The following is a 17,979-nucleotide window of genomic DNA, read 5'->3' as shown; positions in this document are numbered from 1 at the left end:
GTGGGTGCTCCCTCACTTCTCGGTGCCGGCGGTGCTGCCGTGGTCCGCGAACCAGCCGGTCACGGCCGGCGCGAGGTTCTGGTAGATGTGCTTGACCTCCTGGTACTCGACCAGGCCCGTCGGCCCCAGCTCGCGGCCGACGCCGGACTGCTTGAACCCGCCCCACTCCGCCTGCGGCAGGTAGGGGTGGAAGTCGTTGATCCAGATGGTCCCGTGGCGCAGGCGGCGCGCGACGCGCTGGGCGCGGCCGGCGTCCTGCGTCCACACGGCGCCGGCGAGGCCGTAGATCGTGTCGTTGGCGGTGGCGACGGCCTCGTCCTCGCTGCGGAAGGTCTCCACGGTGACCACAGGGCCGAAGGCCTCGTCCCGCACCACGCTCATACCGCGGCGCACCTGGTCCAGCACGGTGGGGAGGTAGTAGAAGCCGGAGGCGAGATCGCCCTCGCCGAACCGGCCGCCGCAGCGCAGCCGCGCCCCCTCGGCGATGCCGGCCTGCACATAGGCGTGGACCTTGTCGCGGTGCTGGGCGGAGATCAGCGCGCCCGTCTCCGCGTCCTCGTCGAAGGGGCCGCCCAGGCGGATCCCCTCGGCGCGGCGCACCAGCTCGTCGACGAAGTCCTCGGCGATCGACTCCTCGAGGATCAGCCGGGCCCCGGCCGAGCACACCTGGCCGGAGTGGACGAAGGCGGCGTTCAGGGCGTTGTCCAGGGCGGCGTCGAGGTCGGCATCGGCGAAGACGACATCGGGGTTCTTGCCGCCCAGCTCGAGGGCGACCTTCTTGACGGTGGCGGCGGCATTGGCGGCCAGCAGCCGGCCGGTCGCCAGGCCCCCGGTGAAGGAGACCATGTCGACGTCGGGGTCGGTGGACAGCGGCGTGCCGCAGGCGGCCCCGGCGCCGAGGACCAGGTTCGCGACGCCGGCGGGCAGCTCGAGCTCCTCGAGCACCTGCATCATGAGGATCGCGGTGTGCGGGGTGAGCTCGGCGGGCTTGAGCACGAAGGCGTTGCCGGCCGCGAGCGCCGGCGCGATCTTCCATGCGGCCTGCAGCAGCGGGTAGTTCCACGGGGTGATCAGGGTGCACACGCCCACGGGCTCGTGCTCGATGCGGCTGGCCACGCCCGCGTTCCCGGCGTCGACCACGCGGCCGGCGTCCTGGCCGGCGAGCTTGCCGAAGTAGTCGAAGCAGGCGGCGATGTCGTCCATGTCGATGCGGGACTCGACGATCCGCTTGCCGGTGTCCAGCGACTCGGCGCGGGCGAACTCCTCCTTCCGCTCCCGCAGCCGGGCGGCCGCGCGCAGCAGAAGGTCCCCGCGCTCGGCGGCGGGGACGGAGGACCAGACGCCGGAGTCCACGGCCCGGCGGGCGGCGCGGATCGCGGCGACGGAGTCGCGGTCATCGGCCTCGTCGACGATGGCGACGACCTCGCCGTTCGCGGGACAGCGGATCTCGCGGGTGCCGCCGCCGATGGCGGACGTCCACTCGCCGTCGATGTACAGGGTGCGGAGCATGGTGCCTCCTCGAGGGGCGGTCGGGGGTCGCGGCGCCGCTCAGGGCGCGGCGTCGGTGCGGAAGTCGTCCTGCCAGTCGGTGACGACGGGATTCTCCTCGGTGATGGCCGCGCCGCGCCGCCCCTCGGAGATCCGCAGGAACTCCAGGTGCGACTCGTAGTGGCCGAGGACATCGGCGATGAGCTGCTCCGCGGTGTAGCCGAACACGTCGTACCCGTGGGAGCCGGTCGCGGTGAACACCTCGAGCCGGTAGTAGCGGCCGCGCTCGCTGACGGTGCGGTAGGCGAAGGCCGGCAGCTCCCGGCCGACGGGATAGATCTGGTAGGTGAAGTCCTGCTGGTCGGGGAACCGGGCCCGCAGCAGCAGCGAGTCGACCTCGCTGCCCTCGACCTCGCAGCGCTCGAGCTCGGCGTCCACCCCTGTGGTCTCCAGCTCCTGGGCGAGGGACTCGAGCGCGGGCCGGGCGACGGTGTCGAGGTAGCGGATGCTCTGGGCGCGCTGGGGGAAGCCCATCGACCGCTTCAGGCGCTGGCGCCAGCTGGTCTCCTGCGCGCCGAAGCGGCTGGGGACCGTCGCCCGATATCCCTCGCGCTGGCGGGCCTCGATCCGCAGGGCGCGCAGCAGGGAGGCCATCACCAGGTACAGCAGCACCGAGACCGGCAGCCCGATGATGAGGGTGGCCGCCTGCAGCGTGGGCACGCCGCCCACCAGCAGCATCGCCAGGGTCAGCAGGCCGGTGGCGACCGCCCAGAACACGCGCAGCCACACCTGGCCGTCCTGCTTCGGATCCTCGATGATCGAGGTGAAGTTCGCGAGGACGAGCGCCCCGGAATCGGCCGATGTCACATAGAACAGGAATCCGGTGAGCAGCGCGACCGCGATCACCGCGGGCGCCGCAGGATACTGCTGGAGCAGATCGAAGAACGCCCGTTCGGGAAGATTCATGGCGGTCTCGGCGAATGCCACGTCACCGCGCATCGCGATCTCGAGGGTCGAATTCCCGAAGATCGACACGAAGATCGTGATGAACGCGAAGGGGATGGCGAGCACGCCGGCCACGAACTGGCGGATCGTCCGCCCGCGCGAGATCCGCGCCAGGAACAGGCCCACGAACGGGGCCCACGCCACCCACCATGCCCAGAAGAACAGGGTCCACGTCTGCATCCAGGCATCGGGCTGCTCCCAGGCGAAGGTGTCCATGAGCATCCCGGAGAACCCGGTGGCGAAGTCGCCGACGTTCATGACCAGGCCGTCCAGCAGCCGGCGCGTCTCGCCCGTGACGAGGATCCACACCAGCAGCGCGATCGCGAGGAGCACGTTGAGCTCGGAGAGGCGGCGGATCCCCTTCTCGACGCCCGTGGCCGAGGAGATCGTCGCCAGCGCCACCGCGAGCACGATCAGGGAGATCCGGGCGGCCACGCCGTCCGGCGTCCCGAACAGCACGTGCATGCCGTAGCTGAGCTGGACCACGCCGATGCCCAGCGTGGTGGCGATCCCGAAGACGGTCCCGAGCACCGCGAGGATGTCCACGCTGTGCCCCGCCCAGCCGTCGACCTTCCTGCCGAACAGCGGCGCGAGCAGGGAGCGGATGCTCAGCGGCAGGTTCCAGCGGTAGGCGAAGAAGGCGAAGGCACCGCCCATCAGCGCATACATCGCCCAGCCGACGGGGCCGTAGTGGAACAGCGTCCACACGATCGCCTGCCGTGCGGCGTCGACCGTTCCGCCCTCGCCGACGGGCGGGGCCAGGTACTGGGCGGCCGGCTCCGAGACGGCGAAGAACATCAGGTCGATGCCGATGCCCGCCGCGAAGAGCATCGCCGTCCAAGTGAACAGGCTGAACTGGGGCGTGGCGTGGTCCGGTCCCAGCCGGATGCGGCCGGCCGAGGACAGCGCCAGGTAGAGCACGAAGACGACCACCACCGCCGCGGTGAGCACGAAGTACCAGCCGAAGCTCGTGGAGATCCACGCCACGACCGTGGTGATGACCGCGCCGGCGCTGTCCCGGGCGATGATCGCCCACAGCGCGGTGGCGAGGATGACGGCCGCGGAGCCGATGAGGACGGGCCACCGGGGAGCGGGATCGTGCACGGTGCGGGATCCGGTCGTCGTCGCCTGCGTCTGCACCATGCTCACCCGTCTGCGTTTCGTATCGTCCGTGCGTCATCGATCTCGTCTGTTCGGCGCACGCCGGGGCGCAGCCGAGGCCGAGTGTAACAAATCGGCGATCCCGTCGTTCCGGAGGGTGATTTCCTCGCCGATTTCCTCTACGATTCTCCGTCGGCCTCCGCGTTCCCGGAGGAGGTTTCCGTGGGCGGCAGCGCGAGGTCCGCCAGGGCGATCCCGGCGCCCGAGTACAGGTTCAGCACCGAGCCCACGCCCTCCGCCTCGAGGTGCTCGACCTGGTCCTGGTGCTGGGCCACGGCGGCGACCGTCCCGGCGAAGTCCGCCTCGCGCAGCTGCTGGAGGGCGAAGACGTTCGAGTCATGGATGGGCATGGCCAGGATGACCGTCTGCACGAAGCCGCCGGTGCGGATCCGATGCCAGAAGTCGAGGTCCGTCGCGTCCCCCTCGACGACGTGGTAGCCCTGGGCGTGCAGGCGCTGGACCACGCCGTGGTCGTTGTCCACCCCCAGCACCCGGCGCTCCCCCGTCTCGAGCAGCCGCTCGTAGGTGGCCCGGCCCACCCGGCCCATGCCGAAGACGACCACGTCCACCCCGGTGGTGTCGATCGGCCGGTCGGCCTCGCGCAGACGGGACGGATCGGCCTCGGGCAGGCGCTCGACCAGCCGGGCGATGATCCGTGCGGAGCGGGCGTTGAGCACCGAGGAGATCACCATGCCGAGGGCGACGGCGATCGCCACCACGGCCAGCCACCGCTGCCCGAGCAGGCCGCCGCCCACCCCCACCGCCGCGACGATGAGGGAGAACTCCGAGAAGTTGCCCAGCACCAGGCCGATCCGCAGCGAGGTCCGGTTGCGCAGCCCGAACAAGCGGCTGAGCAGGGCGAAGCTGATGATCGTGGTGGGCAGCAGCACCGCGCACAGCAGCACCGCCAGCACCAGGTCCTGCCAGCGCGGCACGACCTCGAGGCCGATGGTCAGGAAGAACCCGACCAGCAGCAGCTCCTTGATCCCGAACAGCGCCTTGGACAGGTCCAGCGCCCGCGGATGCGAGGCCAGCAGCATGCCGATCACCAGCGCGCCGAGGTCGCCCTCGATGCCGACCAGCTCGAACAGGGCGTAGCCGGGCCCGATCGCCGCGACCACGCCGAACAGGATCAGCAGCTCCCCCCAGCCGACCAGGTCGAGGACCTGCCGCAGCACCCAGGCGGCCGGGATCAGCAGCAGGACCACGGCGATCGCCCAGGGGCTCGGCGCATGCCCCTCGCTGCCGGAGATGAAGGCGACCGCGGCGAGATCCTGGATGACGAGGATGGCGATCGCCGTCTGCCCGTACAGGGAGCCGTCGTCCGAGCGCTCCTCGAGCACCTTGACGCACAGCACCGTCGAGGAGAACGACAGGGCGAAGCCGACCAGCGCCAGGGTGCGCCAGCCGCCGTCGAGGTCCGCCAGGCCCAGCGCGCCGGCCAGCAGCAGCGTCACCGCCCCCAGGACCATGCTGACGGCCATGTCGGCGGCGGCCGTGCCGAAGGCCTCGGGGCGCAGGATGGTCCGGGCGTCGAACTTCAGGCCGATGGTGAACAGCAGCAGGGTGACGCCCAGGTGCGAGGCCTGCTCGAGCCCGGGGAACGGGGTGACGCCCAGGGCCCCCAGCAGGAACCCGGCCACCAGGAAGCCCACCAGCGGCGGCACCCGCAGCAGGTGCGCGACGATGCCCAGGACGGTGGCCGTCCCCAGCGTCGCCACGATCTCGACCATGGTCGGGGTCCTCACCTCGGATCACCAGGGCACGGGCTTCCCTGCCTGCTCCGATGCTAGCGCCGCGGGGTCCTCCCGGAGGGGCCGCGTGCGGAATCGGCCGTGCCCTGGCGCGGGGGCAGGGCACGGCCGAATCCGGACCCGCTCAGACCAGCTCGAGGTGGGATCCCTTGCGGTTCAGGGCGATCACGGGCGTGATGGTGGGGTGGCCCGCCGCGCGGATCGCCTCGAGATCCGCCGTGATCAGCGGGTCGCCGGCCTCGACCCGCTGCCCTGCGGCGACGTGGGTGGTGAAGCCCGCGCCCTTCATCTGCACCGTGTCGACGCCGACGTGGATCAGCACCTCCGTGCCGTCGTCCAGCTGCAGCGCCACGGCGTGCCCGGTGTCGAAGACATGGGCGACGGTCCCCGCGGCCGGGGCGACGACCTCGCCCGAGGCGGGCTCGATCGCGAGGCCCGGGCCCATGATGCCGCCCGCGAAGGTTGCGTCCGGCACGTCCTCGAGGGCGACGATCCGCCCCGCGAGCGGCTGGCGCAGGCGGACGATCTCGGTGAGGAACCCGGCGCCCGGGGCGGCCTCGGCCGCCGCGGGGGCGTCATCGGCCTCGACGGGGGCCGAGGGGGCCTCCACCCGGCCGGCGATCAGATCGTCCATGGCGTCCTTCACGAACTGCACGTTCAGGCCGTAGATGACCTGCACGGAGGTCCCGCCGGGCTTCATGACGCCGGCGGCGCCGGCGCGCTTGAGGGCGGGCTCGTCGATCACGGAGACGTCGGCCAGCTCCATGCGGAGGCGGGTCGCGCAGTTCTCGAGGTCGACGATGTTCTTCGGGCCGCCGAGCGCGGCCAGGAAGGCGGCGCCGGTGCCCAGGAAGCCGCCCGCCGCGGCGGAGCCCTCGGCGCCGTCCCCGCCCTCGGCGAGATCGGCCGCGTCCTCGCGGCCCGGGGTCTTCAGACGGAACTTCAGGATGATGAACCGGAAGGTCAGGAAGTACACGACGAACCAGAACACGCCCATCACCGGGATCGCCCACGGGTTCTGGGCCATCGGGTTCACCCAGCCCAGCACGAGGTCGATGAACCCGCCGGAGAAGCCGAAGCCCATGCGCACCGGCAGCATCGCGCTGACCGCCATGGAGATGCCCATGAACAGGGCGTGGACCACGTACAGGCCGGGGGCCAGGAACATGAAGGCGAACTCGAGGGGCTCGGTGACGCCGACGAAGAAGGAGGAGACCGCCCCGGAGAGCAGGATGCCGGCGGCGATCTTCTTCCGCGCGGTGAGCGCGGTGGTGTACATCGCCAGGGCCGCGCCGGGCAGGCCGAACATCATCACGGGGAAGAAGCCGGTCATGTACTGGCCGGTCACGCCGCGCGTGCCCTCGCCGCTCTGGAAGTTCACCAGGTCGTTGATGCCCGCGACGTCGAACCAGAACACCGAGTTCAGCGCGTGGTGCAGGCCCAGCGGGATCAGCATGCGGTTGAGGAAGCCGTAGATCCCGGCGCCGATCGGCCCCTGGGTCACGATGAACTCGCCGAACAGGACCAGGCCCGTGTACACCAGCGGCCAGATGACGAACAGCGCCAGCGCCACGACGAGCGACATGCCGGCGGTGACGATCGCGACCGAGCGGCGACCGGAGAAGAACGACAGCGCGTCCGGCAGCTTGGTGTCCTTGAACGTGTCGTAGGCATAGGCGCCGATCAGGCCGCAGATGATGCCGACGAAGACGTTCTCGACCTTGGTGAACGCCGGGTCGACGTCCGCGACCTCCGCGATCCCGCGGAACTTCGCGACGTTGTCCGGGCTCAGCAGCGTGGTCACCGTCAGCCAGGAGACGAGGCCGGCGAGCGCCGCGGTGCCGTCCGCCTTCGAGGCCATGCCGATGGCGACGCCGATCGCGAACAGGACGGGCATGTTGTCCAGCAGCGCGCCGCCGGCGGCGGAGAAGAACACCGCGACCACGTTGCTCTCGCCGCCGGAGGCGCTCGTGATCCAGTACCCGATGCCGGAGAGGATCGCGGCCACGGGCAGGACGGCGACGGGCAGCATCAGCGATCTGCCGAGTCGTTGGAAGAACTTCATCGATACCTCCGGGGGCGGGGACGCGCGGGGTCGGCGTCGTCGTCAGGTGGCGCGGGGTCGGCGACACGGGTGCTGACGAGAGATTACCGTCCGAATCGCCCGAAGTGTGAGCGAAGCTGGCACTTTTCGTGTGCGTTCAACCACGTTCGATCACGTGGCGCTCGCTCAGGAGAAGGGGTAGGCGACGAAGGCGAAGCGGGTGGAGTCCGGGGCCCAGCTGTTGACGTTGATCGTGCCCTGGCCTCCCGGCACCGGGTACTGGCGCACGGGACGGGACCAGTCCGGCAGCTCGACGAGCTTGACCACGACGGGCCGGTCCTCGGGATGGCCGAGGGTGCCCGCCGGGTAGGACAGGTAGCTCGCCCAGCGGCCGTCGGGCGAGGGATGCGGGAACCAGTCGACGGTGCCGCTGGTGAGCAGGTGCTGCGGGCCGTCGCCGCGGGCCTCGTCGAAGGTCGGCGCATCGGCGTTGACGGGAGGGCGCGGGGCCTCGGGGGCGGCGTCCGGGGCGTCGGCGCGCACCCGCGTGATCTGCGCATGGCCGGGGGTGGAGGTGAAGGCCTCGCTCGAGCACAGGATCCAGGCGCCGTCGGGCGTCCACTCGGGCCCGTCGACGTGGCCGTGCCCGGTGGGGACCTCGGTGCGGGCGCCGGTGGCGAGGTCCTGGACGATCACGCGGCCGATCCAGCGCTCGTCCACGTCCACGTAGGCGATGCGCCGCCCGTCCGGGGAGATGCCGTGCAGGAAGTGCCCGCCCTCCCCCTCGGTGACGGCCTCGACGGGCCCGCCGGTCAGGGCGCCCCGGTAGATCTGGCCGTCCTGCGCGGACATGAGGATGTGCTCCCCGTCCGGGTGCAGGACGTGGTCGTTGTTGATGTCCGGCAGGCCCTCGAAGGGGATCTCGGCGAGGTCGGCGGTGGCGAGGTCGAGGGCGAACAGGCGGCCCTCGCCGTTGAGCAGGAGCCGGCCGTCGGCGGTCCAGTTGGGGGCCTCGAGGAGGATCTCGTCGGTCTCGTGGACCACCGTGGGCTCGGCGGCGTCGGGGCCGCCGATCAGCACCGTGGTCCGCTGCCCGGGGCGCAGGGTCCGCATTCGTTCCTCCTGGGGGGTGAGCGTCGATCGTGGCCGCGGGTGCCGCCTGGGACCACCGTAGGCCCCGCACGGCCGCGCCGTCCCGGCGGGAGGCCGGGACGGCGCGGATCGGTGCTTCCCCTCAGCGCTGCTTGAGGCTGCCGCGCAGGTCGGGGACGTCGGCGAGGAGCCGGCGGGTGTACTCGGCCTGCGGGGAGAAGATGACCTCCTCGGTGGTGCCGCGCTCGACGACCTTGCCGTGCTCCATCACCGCGACGCGGTCGGAGAGGTACGTCGCCTGCCCGATGTCGTGGGTGATGAACAGGACCGTCAGCCCGAGGTCGGCCTTGAGGTCGTGCAGCACGTTGAGCACGTTCACGCGCAGCGAGGCGTCCAGCATCGAGGTCGCCTCATCGGCCAGCAGCACCTTGGGCCGCATCATGAGGGCGCGGGCGACCATGACGCGCTGGCGCTGGCCTCCGGACATCTGGTGCGGGTACTTGTGCAGGGCGTCCTTCGGGGTGAGCCCGACGTAGCCCAGGCACTCCTCGATGAGGGCGTCGGCCTCCGCCTTGTCGACCGCGGCGAGCTTGAGGCTGCGCCGCAGCAGCGACCCCACGGTGAAGAACTGGTTGAAGGAGGCGAAGGGGTCCTGGAAGACGGCCTGCACCTCCGTCCAGTACCGGCGCAGCTCGGCGCCCTTGATGTGGGTGACGTCCTGCCCGCGGAAGGTGATCGTGCCCGAGGTGACGGGCATGAGGCGCAGCAGCATGCGGGCCAGGGTCGACTTCCCGGACCCCGACTCGCCCACCACCGCGAGCACCTTGCCGGCCGCGAAGTCCAGGCTGACGTCGTCGACGGCATGCACCTTGTTCCCGGCGACGTTGAAGACCTTGTTGACGTTGCGGCAGCTGAGCACCGCCTCGTCGGTCGGGACGGAGTGGGTGACCACGCCGTCGGCGCTGGTCTGCGGGCCCGATGCGGACTCCGCCCGGTGCGTGTGCGGGGCCGGGTCGGGCGTGGCGTTCTCGTTCACGACGTCGCTCCCTTCGGGGTGTCGGACGGGGAGGTCCCGGAGGCGGCGGTCTCGGTCGCGGAGCGGACCAGCCCGGAGCCGCCCGTGAGCCACTCCTTGCCCTTGCGGCGGGTCTCGGCCGTGGGGTCGAGCACCGAGCCGAGCAGCTTCTCGGTGTACGGATGCTGCGGGTCCTCGACGAGCTGGGCCGTCGGCCCCATCTCGACGATCGCGCCGCGGTTCATGATCGCGAGCTTGTCGGAGATCTGCGAGAGCACCGGCAGGTCGTGGGTCACGAAGACGACGCCGGACATGATCCGCTGCTCGACCATCGCCAGCAGCATCTCCACGAGCATGCGCTGGCTGGACACGTCCAGGGCCGATGTGGGCTCGTCGGCGATCAGCAGGCGGGGGTTCAGCAGCGTGGAGATCACGGTGATCACGCGCTGCTTCATGCCGCCGGAGAGCTGGTGGGCGTACGAGTCGAGCACGCGCACCGGCATCTCGAGCATCTTCAGGCGGTCCCGGGCGAGGTCCAGGGCCTCGTCCTTGGCGACGTTCTTGTCGTGGGCGCGCATCACGTCCAGCACCAGGCTGCGGATCCGCAGCGTCGGGCTGATCGCGTTCATGGCGCCCTGCGGCAGCATCGAGACGGTCGTGCCGCGGTAGGGCCGATGCGCCTTGACGTCGGCCGCGTTCAGCGTCGCGAGGTCGATCTCCCGGCCGTCGATCCCGAGCCGGCCCGACAGGACGTACAGCGGGGGCACGGCGATCATCGCCAGGGCGTTGCCGAGGGTCGTCTTGCCGCAGCCGGACTCGCCGGCCAGGCCCAGGATCTCGCCCTCGTTCAGCTCGAACGAGACGCCGTCGACGGCGGTGAAGTCCTGCTCGCCGCCGCCGTAGACGCAGCGGACATCGCTGACCCGGGCGAGGACCCCGGTCTCTGCCCCGGACTGCGGGGCGGGCGTGGTGGTCATGCGCTCTCTCCTGCCCGGGTGCGTGAGGACCCGTCGACGGCCGATGCGGCCGCCTCCGCGAGGGCCCTGGCCTCGGCGGCGCGGCGCGCCGCCGCCTTCTTCATCTGCTTCTTCTTGCCGCGGCGCAGCCTCGGGTTGAACACCTCGTCCAGGCTGGCCTGCAGCAGCAGGAAGCCGAAGGAGACCAGGGTCAGCACGATCGTCGGCGGGAGGAAGGCCCACCAGGCGCCGGAGGCGACGGCCTGGAAGGCCAGCGCCCAGTGCAGCTGGGTGCCCAGCGAGTCGGTCCCCGAGGGGCCCAGGCCCAGCATCGACAGGGCCGCCTCGGCGAGGATCGCCCCGGAGACCTGCAGCACGAAGGCCATCACCGTGTACGACAGGATGTACGGCAGCACGTCCTTGACGAGGATCTCCGGCAGCCGGGCCCCGGAGAGGCGGGCGACGTCGATGTGCTCGCGGGTGGCGACCGAGGACGCCTGGGCGCGCACGGCGCGGGCGGTCCAGGGCCACGAGGTGATGCCGATGACGATCGCCAGCGACCAGATCGTGCTCTGCGGCAGCGAGATCGAGATGAGGATCAGCACGATGATCGAGGGGATCGCGAGCACCACGTTCGTGAAGCCCATGAGCAGCTCCTCGACCCAGCCGCCGACGAAGCCGGCGATCAGGCCGATGGCCACGCCGATCAGGGTGGCGACGATGCCGGCCACCAGGCCGATGGTCAGCGAGGTGCGGGTGCCGGCCATGAGCACGGCCACGACGTCATGGCCGAAGTTGTCCGTGCCCAGCAGCAGCCCGTTGCCGGGCGCGTCGTAGAGGGAGCCGACCTTCTCGCCGGACCCGGTGGGGTACACGAATCCGGCCAGGCCCAGCAGCATCACGATCGCGACGATGACCAGGGCGATCCAGAAGCGGGAGGAGAGGTTCATCCCGCGCAGAGGGTTCAGGCGCGTCAGCAGCGAGGCCTGCTTCGGCTCCGCGACGGCGGCGAGTTCCTGTGTCATATCACTTCTCCCCGGACTTCGCGGCGCGGATGCGCGGGTCGACGATGCCGTAGACGATCTCCACGCAGAAGTTCGCCAGCAGCACGGCGACCGTGATGATGAGCGTGATCGCCTGGATGACGGGGTAGTCGTTCGCGGCGATCGCGTTGAACAGGAGCGTCCCGACGCCCGGATAGCTGAAGACGAGCTCCGTGATCAGGGCGCCGCCGACGAGCGTGCCGATCGACAGGGCCAGGCCCGTGATCTGCGGGAGCATCGCGTTGCGGAAGATGTAGGTGGTGATCTTGTTGTCGCCGATGCCCATGGCCCGGGCGTAGTTGACGTAGTCCCCGCCCAGCTCGTAGATCGCCATGGAGCGCATGCCCACGGCCTGGCCGCCGATGAACACGATCACCAGCGACAGGAACGGCAGCCAGTAGTAGTCCAGGGCGTCCAGCAGGAAGCTCACGCTCAGCTCGGGCGTGCTGCCCAGCGAGTAGGCGCCGCCCACGGGGAAGACCCCGGCGACCACGGCGAGGCCGTACAGCAGCAGGATCGACAGGCAGTAATAGGGCATCGAGGACAGGAACAGCGAGGAGGTGAACACGCTGCGGTCCCAGTTGCCGCCGCGGAACGCGGCGATCGCGCCCACGAGGTTGCCCAGCACCCAGCCGATGAGGATCGCCGGCAGCTGCACGGCGATCGACCAAGGCAGGGCGTCGCCGATCAGCCCGTTGACCGAGGCCGGGTAGTACGCGAAGGAGGTCCCCAGGTCACCGGAGAACACCTTCCCCACGTACGTGAAGAACTGCTGCCAGAGGGGCTGGTCCAGTCCGAACTCCGCGACGAAGCTGTCGTAGATCTGCTTCTGCTGCTCGCTGGTGACGGAGCCGCCGCGGGCGAGGTTGGAGACGATGACGTCGACGGGGTTGCCGGGGACCAGTCGCGGCAGCAGGAAGTTCAGTCCCACTGCCGCGATCAGGGCCACCGCGTACCACACCGTCTTCGTGGCGATGTAGCGTCCGAGCTTCATGTGAGGGCCTCAGGCGCCGATCTGCTTGATCTTGAAGATCCACTCGTTACCGGCCCCGCGGAACATCGGCGGCGCGTAGTCGTTGTCCTCGGTCGGCCAGTTCGACCAGTTGCTCGCGTTGAACTCGAAGAACTCGTCCGGGCGGTACATGAGCGGGAAGACGGGGACCGCCGTGCGGTACAGGTCGTCCAGCGCCGTCATGGCGGCCTTCTTGGAGGCGTCGTCCGAGGCCGCGGCGGCCGCCGCGAGCAGGTCGTTGACCTCGGCGTTCTCCCAGCGGGTGAGGTTGCGGTAGGCCGTCTGGCCGGCGGGGACCATGTCCTCGTTGCTCATCACGTCGCTGAAGCGCTGCCAGGGCGTGGCGGGGTTGGTGCCCGCGACGTACCAGCAGCACATGTCGAAGTCGCCGTTCTGGATGGCGGTCTGGGCCTGGGCCTGCTGGGGGAAGTTCGTGGAGGCGTCCACGCCGATCGCCTGCAGGTTCTTGGCGACGATCTCGAGGGCGGCGTTCCAGTCGGTCCAGCCCTGCGGGGTGATGAGCTTCCAGGGGCCCAGCTTCACGCCGTCCTTGGCGTAGAAGCCGTCGGAGCCCTTCGCGTAGCCGGCGGCCTGCAGGAGCTCCTCCGCCTTGGCGGCGTCGTAGGTCCAGCCGTCGGCCTCCGCCTTGTCGCGGTCCAGCCACTGGTCCTCGGCGCCGTCGGGGACGATGAGCGAGGCCAGCACCTGCGAGGAGTAGCCGGACATGGCCGTCTCGGCGATGGAGGCGTAGTCCACCGCGTGGGCCAGGGCCTTGCGCACGGCCGGATCGTCCAGGCCGGGCTTGGTGGTGTTCATCATGAGCAGCGGCATCGAGCCGGGCACGAAGTAGGGCTCGTCCTGGAGGTAGGTGCCGACGGGCTTGTTCGACTCCCACATCTTGGAGATCTGGGGGACGAACTGCTGCATGACGTCCAGCTCGCCGTTCTGGAACTTGATGTTGCCGTCCTCGTTGGACTTGAAGATCGGGTGGACGATCTTGCTCATCGCGGGCAGGCCGCCGTAGAAGTCCTTGCCCCAGTAGTCGTCGTGGCGGGCCAGGATGACCTGGGTCTGGTCCGCGGTCTCCAGGGTGAACGGACCGGTGCCCATGAGCTCCTGGGTCTCCCAGGTGGCGAGCTTGTTGCCGGTCTCCGCGGCGGCCTTCTCGAAGACGGCCTTGGGCACGATGAACTGCTGCGCGAGGTTGGTCAGCACCATGCCGATGTTCTTGCGCTCCTGGTTGATCGCGATGCTGATGGTGTTGCCCTCGGCGGTCATCTCGTCGACCTCGAGCCAGAACGCGGCGATGCCCAGCGAGGGGTCGATCTTGCCGAGCTCGAAGGTGTACAGCACGTCGTCCGTGGTGAAGGGGGAGCCGTCGTGCCAGGTGATGCCGTCCTGCAGGGTGAGGGTGATCGACTCGGAGCCGTTGACCTCGTGGGAGGCGGCCAGCCCCGGCTTGAGCTCGCCGGAGACGATGTGGAAGCGCAGCAGCGTCTCGTAGACGTACTGGGCCACGTTGGCGGCGGCGGGCCAGGCGGGGGCGCCGGCGAAGGTGTTGAAGTTCGTGGGAGGGCTCCACTGGAAGCCGGCGATGAACAGGTGCTCGGCGGAGTCCCCGCTGCGGCCGCGGCCGGCCTGGCCGTTGTTCCCGACGCCGACGAGGTCGCTGCCCTCGCCCGCGTCGCCGCCGCCTCCGCCGCAGGCGGCGAGCGCCGCAGTGCCGCCGAGGGCTCCGGTGGCGGCGATGAAGCGCCGGCGCGAGGTGGTGCTGCGCTGGTCCGTCCGGCGCGATTCGAGCTCAGTCATGTCTGAACTGCCTCTCTAGTCTCTGGCTCCCTCATTGGAGCTGCGGGTCGGCACTGACCCGTGCTCGGGATCATACGCACGATCCGGAATGGGTCACGTTCACGCGATCATCACGATCCCGTCACGATATGAACCGGTTCACCTACCAGTGGTGGTTTCTTCGCTGGTCAGCGCCGTGCTCGCCCGCTCGCGGATCGTGCTGGGATCCGCGGCGGAGTCCTCCGGCGCGCCGCCGATGCCGCGCTCCAGCAGGTCCACGAGCTGCGCGCCGTGACGGGACAGGTCCCGACCCAGCGCCGTCACCGGCGGATCGGTGAGCGTGCACAGCAGCGAGTCCTCCATGGCGGCGACCGCCAGATCGCCGGGCACGTCCAGGCCCACCCGGGACAGCGCCACCATCAGCCGCACGGCGAGCAGATCGTTGTCCACGACCACCGCCGTGGGCCGCTGCGCGCGCGGGAGCGCCGCGATCTCGCGGGCCACCGCCTCGGCCGCACCCACCGAGTAGTCCGTCTCGCGGATCCGCGCGAGGCCGTCGGCCTCGCGGACGCAGGTCGTGAAGGACATGATCCGGTGCGCGACGTGGAGGAACTCCCCCGGCCCGGTGAGGAACGTCAGCCGCCGGTGCCCCCGCTCCAGCAGGTGCTCGACCAGCAGGCGCATCCGGCCGCGCTCGTCGGTGACCAGCGTGGAGATGCCGCGCCCCAGCGGCTCGGGGGCGGAGGCCGCCAGCGGCACGCCCAGCCGCGGCAGCGCGTCGATCCGCGGGTCGTCCACCCGCAGGTCCAGCAGGATCACCCCGTCCACCCGCTGCTCCCCCGCCCATCGGCCCAGCAGCGCCGTCTCGTGCTCGACGTCGTCCACCAGCTGCAGCAGCAGCGCCCGGTCCAGCTCGGCCAGGCGCCGCTCGATGCCGGCGAACAGCGACATGAAGAACGTCTCCGCCCCGAGAGTCTCCGCGCTGCGGGCCAGCGCCAGCCCGAACGCCCCGGTGCTCGAGCTGGACAGGGCGCGCGCCGCGTAATGGGGGCGCCACTCGAGGCGCCCGGCGATCTCCCGCACGCGCTGCCGGGTCCCCTCGGACACCCCGGGCTTGTCGTTGAGCGCGAGCGAGACCGCCGTCTTGGACACCCCGGCCTCCCGGGCGATGTCCATGATGGTGATGCGAGGCATGCGCTCTCCCCTCCGACGGCGCTCGGCCGCCTCCCCCGGCGCGCTCCGCTGCGCGCCATGGTGGGCTCACTGTAGACGCACCGTCCGGCCCCGCCGCCGGCCGATGACCGCCGCAGCCCGCCGCGACGGCCGCGCGCCTCGGCCCCCTGCCCGGCTCCCCGGATCGGCCGGGGCCGATAGTCTCGGGCCATGACCAGCGAGCATGCCGCACCCCAGCCCGAGCGCCGCCCCCAGGAGCGGACCTTCCACGGCGACACCGTCCAGGACCCCTACGAGTGGCTGCGCGACAAGGAGGACCCGGCCGTCATCGCGCACCTCGAGGCCGAGAACGCCTACGCCGACGCCCGCACCGCCCACCTCGCCGGACTGCGCGAGACCCTCGTCGGCGAGTTCGTCGGCCACACCCAGGAGACCGACCTGTCCGTCCCGGTGCGCCGCGGGGACTGGTGGTACATCACCCGCACCACCGAGGGCCAGGACTACCCCGCCTTCACCCGCATCCCCGATGCGGCCGACGTCCCCCGCGGGCCCGGCGGCGTCCCGCAGATCGCCCCGGGAGAGCTGCTGCCCGGCGAGCAGGTCATCCTCGACGCCCAGGCCGAGGCGCAGGGCCACGAGTTCTTCTCCCTCGGCGGGCTGCGCCCCTCCCCGCGCCACGACCTGCTCGCCTACGCGGTCGACGTCGCCGGGGACGAGCGCTTCGCCCTGATCGTCAAGGACCTCGCGACCGGCGAGATCCTCGACGACGCCGTCACGGGCATCGGCTACGGGCTGGCGTTCTCGACCGACCAGGAATGGCTGTTCTACGCCCGGGTCGACGACGCCTGGCGCCAGCACCAGATCTGGCGGCACCGCATCGGCTCCTCCGCGCAGGAGGACGTGCTGGTCATCGAGGAGAGCGACGAGCGCTTCACGATCGGCTTCGAGACCTCCCGCGACCGCTCGACCCTCGTGATCCAGGCCGGGTCGACCACGACCAGCGAGGGCTGGCTGCTGGACCTCGCCGACCCGACCTCGGCGCCGGTGCCCGCCGGCGGGCGCCGCGCCGGCGTCGAGTACGCCCTCGAGCACGCCGGCGATCACCTGCTGGTGGTCCACAACGACGGGCACGAGGGCTTCGTGCTGGCCACCGCCCCGCTCGAGGACCCGGCCGCGTGGACCACGATCCTCGCCGCCGCCGACGGCGAGCGGTTCGAGAGCGTCGACGCGTTCGCGGCGGCGGCCGTGCTCGAGCTGCGCTCCGGCGGCCTCGCGAGCGTCCGCGTCATCCCCCGCGCCGGCGCGGCGGCAGGCACGGCAGGCACGGCATCGGCCGAGCCCTGGGATGTGGCCGCGGCCTGGGACATCTCCCACGGCGGCGAGCTGGACTCGGTGTGGCTGGTCGAGAACCCGAACTGGGACCAGACGGCGGTGCGCTACCAGCTGACCAGCCTGCTCACCCCCGCGACCGTCGCCGAGGCCGGCTTCGCCACCGGCGAGCGGACCGTGCTGCGGGTGACGCCTGTGCCGCACTACGACCCGGAGCTCTACGTCGAGAAGCGCCTGTGGGCCACCGCCGAGGACGGCACGCGGATCCCGCTGTCGGTCGCCATGCGCCGCGAGGTCGAGGCCGACGGCACGAACCCCGGGTACCTGTACGGCTACGGCTCCTACGAGGTGTCCATCGACCCCTCGTTCGTGGCGACCCGGCTGTCCCTGCTGGACCGCGGCGTGGTCCTCGCGATCGCGCACGTGCGCGGCGGCGGCGAGATGGGCCGCGCCTGGTACGAGCAGGGGAAGCTGCAGGCCAAGCGCAGCACCTTCTCCGACTTCGTGGCCGCCGGCCGCCACCTGGTCGACGCCGGCTGGGTGGCGCCGGACCGGCTCTCGGCTGAGGGCCGCAGCGCCGGCGGTCTGCTCATGGGCGCCGCCGCGAACCTCGCCCCGGAGACCTTCCGGGCGATCATCGCCGGGGTGCCGTTCGTCGACGCGCTGACCACGATCCTGGACCCCTCGCTGCCGCTGACCGTGGGCGAATGGGAGGAGTGGGGCGACCCGCTGCACGACCCGGAGGTGTACGCCTACATGAAGTCGTACACGCCCTACGAGAACGTGCGGGCCGTGGAATACCCGGCGATCTTCGCCTCGACCTCCCTGAACGACACCCGCGTGTTCTTCGTCGAGCCCGCCAAGTGGATCGCCCGCCTGCGCGAGACGGTGACCTCGGACCAGTCCGAGCGGCCCATCGTGTTCCGCTGCGAGATGGTCGCCGGCCACGGCGGCCGCTCCGGCCGATACGCCAAGTGGGACCAGCGGGCCGATGAGCTCGCCTGGCTCCTGGACCAGATCGGCGCCACCGAGCTGATCTGAGGCCCCCGCCCGGCTGGCTCGCCCGCCCGCCCCGGCGCGGACCCGGAATTGTCACTCTGTATGCCATCGGAGACGCCG

The 17,979-nt window shown here is 71.0% G+C and carries 12 protein-coding genes; 1 reads left to right on the top strand and 11 read right to left on the bottom strand.

Annotation, left to right across the window (positions count from 1 at the left end):
• Nucleotides 1–12 precede the first annotated feature (12 nt).
• The 11 genes from BF93_RS07795 to BF93_RS07745 form a co-directional block, all read right to left on the bottom strand.
• Complete coding sequence (locus BF93_RS07795) at nucleotides 13–1,509, bottom strand: aldehyde dehydrogenase family protein (RefSeq protein ID WP_038371746.1); 1,497 nt, start codon at nucleotides 1,507–1,509, stop codon at nucleotides 13–15.
• A 39-nt stretch (nucleotides 1,510–1,548) separates the two neighbouring features.
• Nucleotides 1,549–3,636 carry a choline BCCT transporter BetT gene (gene betT / locus BF93_RS07790; protein WP_084148362.1) on the bottom strand — a complete coding sequence of 696 codons (2,088 nt, stop codon included), beginning with the start codon at nucleotides 3,634–3,636 and terminating at the stop codon, nucleotides 1,549–1,551.
• A gap of 137 nt (nucleotides 3,637–3,773) precedes the next feature.
• The gene (locus tag BF93_RS07785) at nucleotides 3,774–5,387 is read right to left on the bottom strand and encodes a cation:proton antiporter family protein (protein ID WP_051486676.1); all 1,614 of its coding nucleotides are present in this window, start codon (nucleotides 5,385–5,387) and stop codon (nucleotides 3,774–3,776) included.
• A gap of 145 nt (nucleotides 5,388–5,532) precedes the next feature.
• Nucleotides 5,533–7,473, bottom strand: a complete 1,941-nt coding sequence (gene nagE, locus BF93_RS07780) for an N-acetylglucosamine-specific PTS transporter subunit IIBC (protein WP_051486675.1) — start codon at nucleotides 7,471–7,473, stop codon at nucleotides 5,533–5,535.
• A 165-nt stretch (nucleotides 7,474–7,638) separates the two neighbouring features.
• Nucleotides 7,639–8,565, bottom strand: a complete 927-nt coding sequence (locus BF93_RS07775) for a TolB family protein (protein ID WP_038371743.1) — start codon at nucleotides 8,563–8,565, stop codon at nucleotides 7,639–7,641.
• Between the two features lie 121 nt (nucleotides 8,566–8,686).
• A complete protein-coding gene (locus BF93_RS07770) occupies nucleotides 8,687–9,580 on the bottom strand; it encodes an ABC transporter ATP-binding protein (RefSeq protein ID WP_232226255.1) in 894 nt (297 codons plus the stop codon).
• Nucleotides 9,577–10,536, bottom strand: a complete 960-nt coding sequence (locus tag BF93_RS07765; RefSeq protein WP_084148361.1) for an ABC transporter ATP-binding protein — start codon at nucleotides 10,534–10,536, stop codon at nucleotides 9,577–9,579. Before BF93_RS07765 ends, BF93_RS07770 begins: the two co-directional genes overlap by 4 nt.
• Nucleotides 10,533–11,540: an ABC transporter permease gene (locus tag BF93_RS07760; RefSeq protein WP_051486674.1), complete on the bottom strand. Its 1,008-nt coding sequence runs from the start codon at nucleotides 11,538–11,540 to the stop codon at nucleotides 10,533–10,535. The genes BF93_RS07765 and BF93_RS07760 overlap by 4 nt, the downstream gene beginning before the upstream one ends.
• Nucleotide 11,541: 1 nt before the next feature.
• A complete protein-coding gene (locus BF93_RS07755; protein ID WP_038371742.1) occupies nucleotides 11,542–12,552 on the bottom strand; it encodes an ABC transporter permease in 1,011 nt (336 codons plus the stop codon).
• A 9-nt stretch (nucleotides 12,553–12,561) separates the two neighbouring features.
• A complete protein-coding gene (locus BF93_RS07750; protein WP_038371740.1) occupies nucleotides 12,562–14,379 on the bottom strand; it encodes an ABC transporter substrate-binding protein in 1,818 nt (605 codons plus the stop codon).
• A 138-nt stretch (nucleotides 14,380–14,517) separates the two neighbouring features.
• Nucleotides 14,518–15,552: a LacI family DNA-binding transcriptional regulator gene (locus BF93_RS07745; RefSeq protein ID WP_038371738.1), complete on the bottom strand. Its 1,035-nt coding sequence runs from the start codon at nucleotides 15,550–15,552 to the stop codon at nucleotides 14,518–14,520.
• Between the two features lie 189 nt (nucleotides 15,553–15,741).
• Between BF93_RS07745 and BF93_RS07740 the strand changes: the two genes are divergently transcribed.
• Nucleotides 15,742–17,901, top strand: coding sequence for a S9 family peptidase (locus BF93_RS07740; protein WP_038371736.1), 2,160 nt, complete (start codon nucleotides 15,742–15,744; stop codon nucleotides 17,899–17,901).
• Nucleotides 17,902–17,979 lie beyond the last annotated feature (78 nt).

Source organism: Brachybacterium phenoliresistens (genome assembly GCF_000576425.1).
Taxonomy (GTDB): domain Bacteria; phylum Actinomycetota; class Actinomycetes; order Actinomycetales; family Dermabacteraceae; genus Brachybacterium; species Brachybacterium phenoliresistens.
The sequence above is the reverse complement of the archived record's forward strand: the minus strand, read 5'-3'. Positions and strand labels throughout refer to the sequence as shown.

What these genes read in the sequence shown, in the direction of transcription:
- BF93_RS07795 (WP_038371746.1), bottom strand. Translation starts at nt 1,509, where the DNA reads ATGCTCCGCACCCTGTACATCGACGGCGAGTGGACGTCCGCCATCGGC.
- betT (WP_084148362.1), bottom strand. Translation starts at nt 3,636, where the DNA reads ATGGTGCAGACGCAGGCGACGACGACCGGATCCCGCACCGTGCACGAT.
- BF93_RS07785 (WP_051486676.1), bottom strand. Translation starts at nt 5,387, where the DNA reads ATGGTCGAGATCGTGGCGACGCTGGGGACGGCCACCGTCCTGGGCATC.
- nagE (WP_051486675.1), bottom strand. Translation starts at nt 7,473, where the DNA reads ATGAAGTTCTTCCAACGACTCGGCAGATCGCTGATGCTGCCCGTCGCC.
- BF93_RS07775 (WP_038371743.1), bottom strand. Translation starts at nt 8,565, where the DNA reads ATGCGGACCCTGCGCCCCGGGCAGCGGACCACGGTGCTGATCGGCGGC.
- BF93_RS07765 (WP_084148361.1), bottom strand. Translation starts at nt 10,536, where the DNA reads ATGACCACCACGCCCGCCCCGCAGTCCGGGGCAGAGACCGGGGTCCTC.
- BF93_RS07760 (WP_051486674.1), bottom strand. Translation starts at nt 11,540, where the DNA reads ATGACACAGGAACTCGCCGCCGTCGCGGAGCCGAAGCAGGCCTCGCTG.
- BF93_RS07755 (WP_038371742.1), bottom strand. Translation starts at nt 12,552, where the DNA reads ATGAAGCTCGGACGCTACATCGCCACGAAGACGGTGTGGTACGCGGTG.
- BF93_RS07750 (WP_038371740.1), bottom strand. Translation starts at nt 14,379, where the DNA reads ATGACTGAGCTCGAATCGCGCCGGACGGACCAGCGCAGCACCACCTCG.
- BF93_RS07745 (WP_038371738.1), bottom strand. Translation starts at nt 15,552, where the DNA reads ATGCCTCGCATCACCATCATGGACATCGCCCGGGAGGCCGGGGTGTCC.
- BF93_RS07740 (WP_038371736.1), top strand. Translation starts at nt 15,742, where the DNA reads ATGACCAGCGAGCATGCCGCACCCCAGCCCGAGCGCCGCCCCCAGGAG.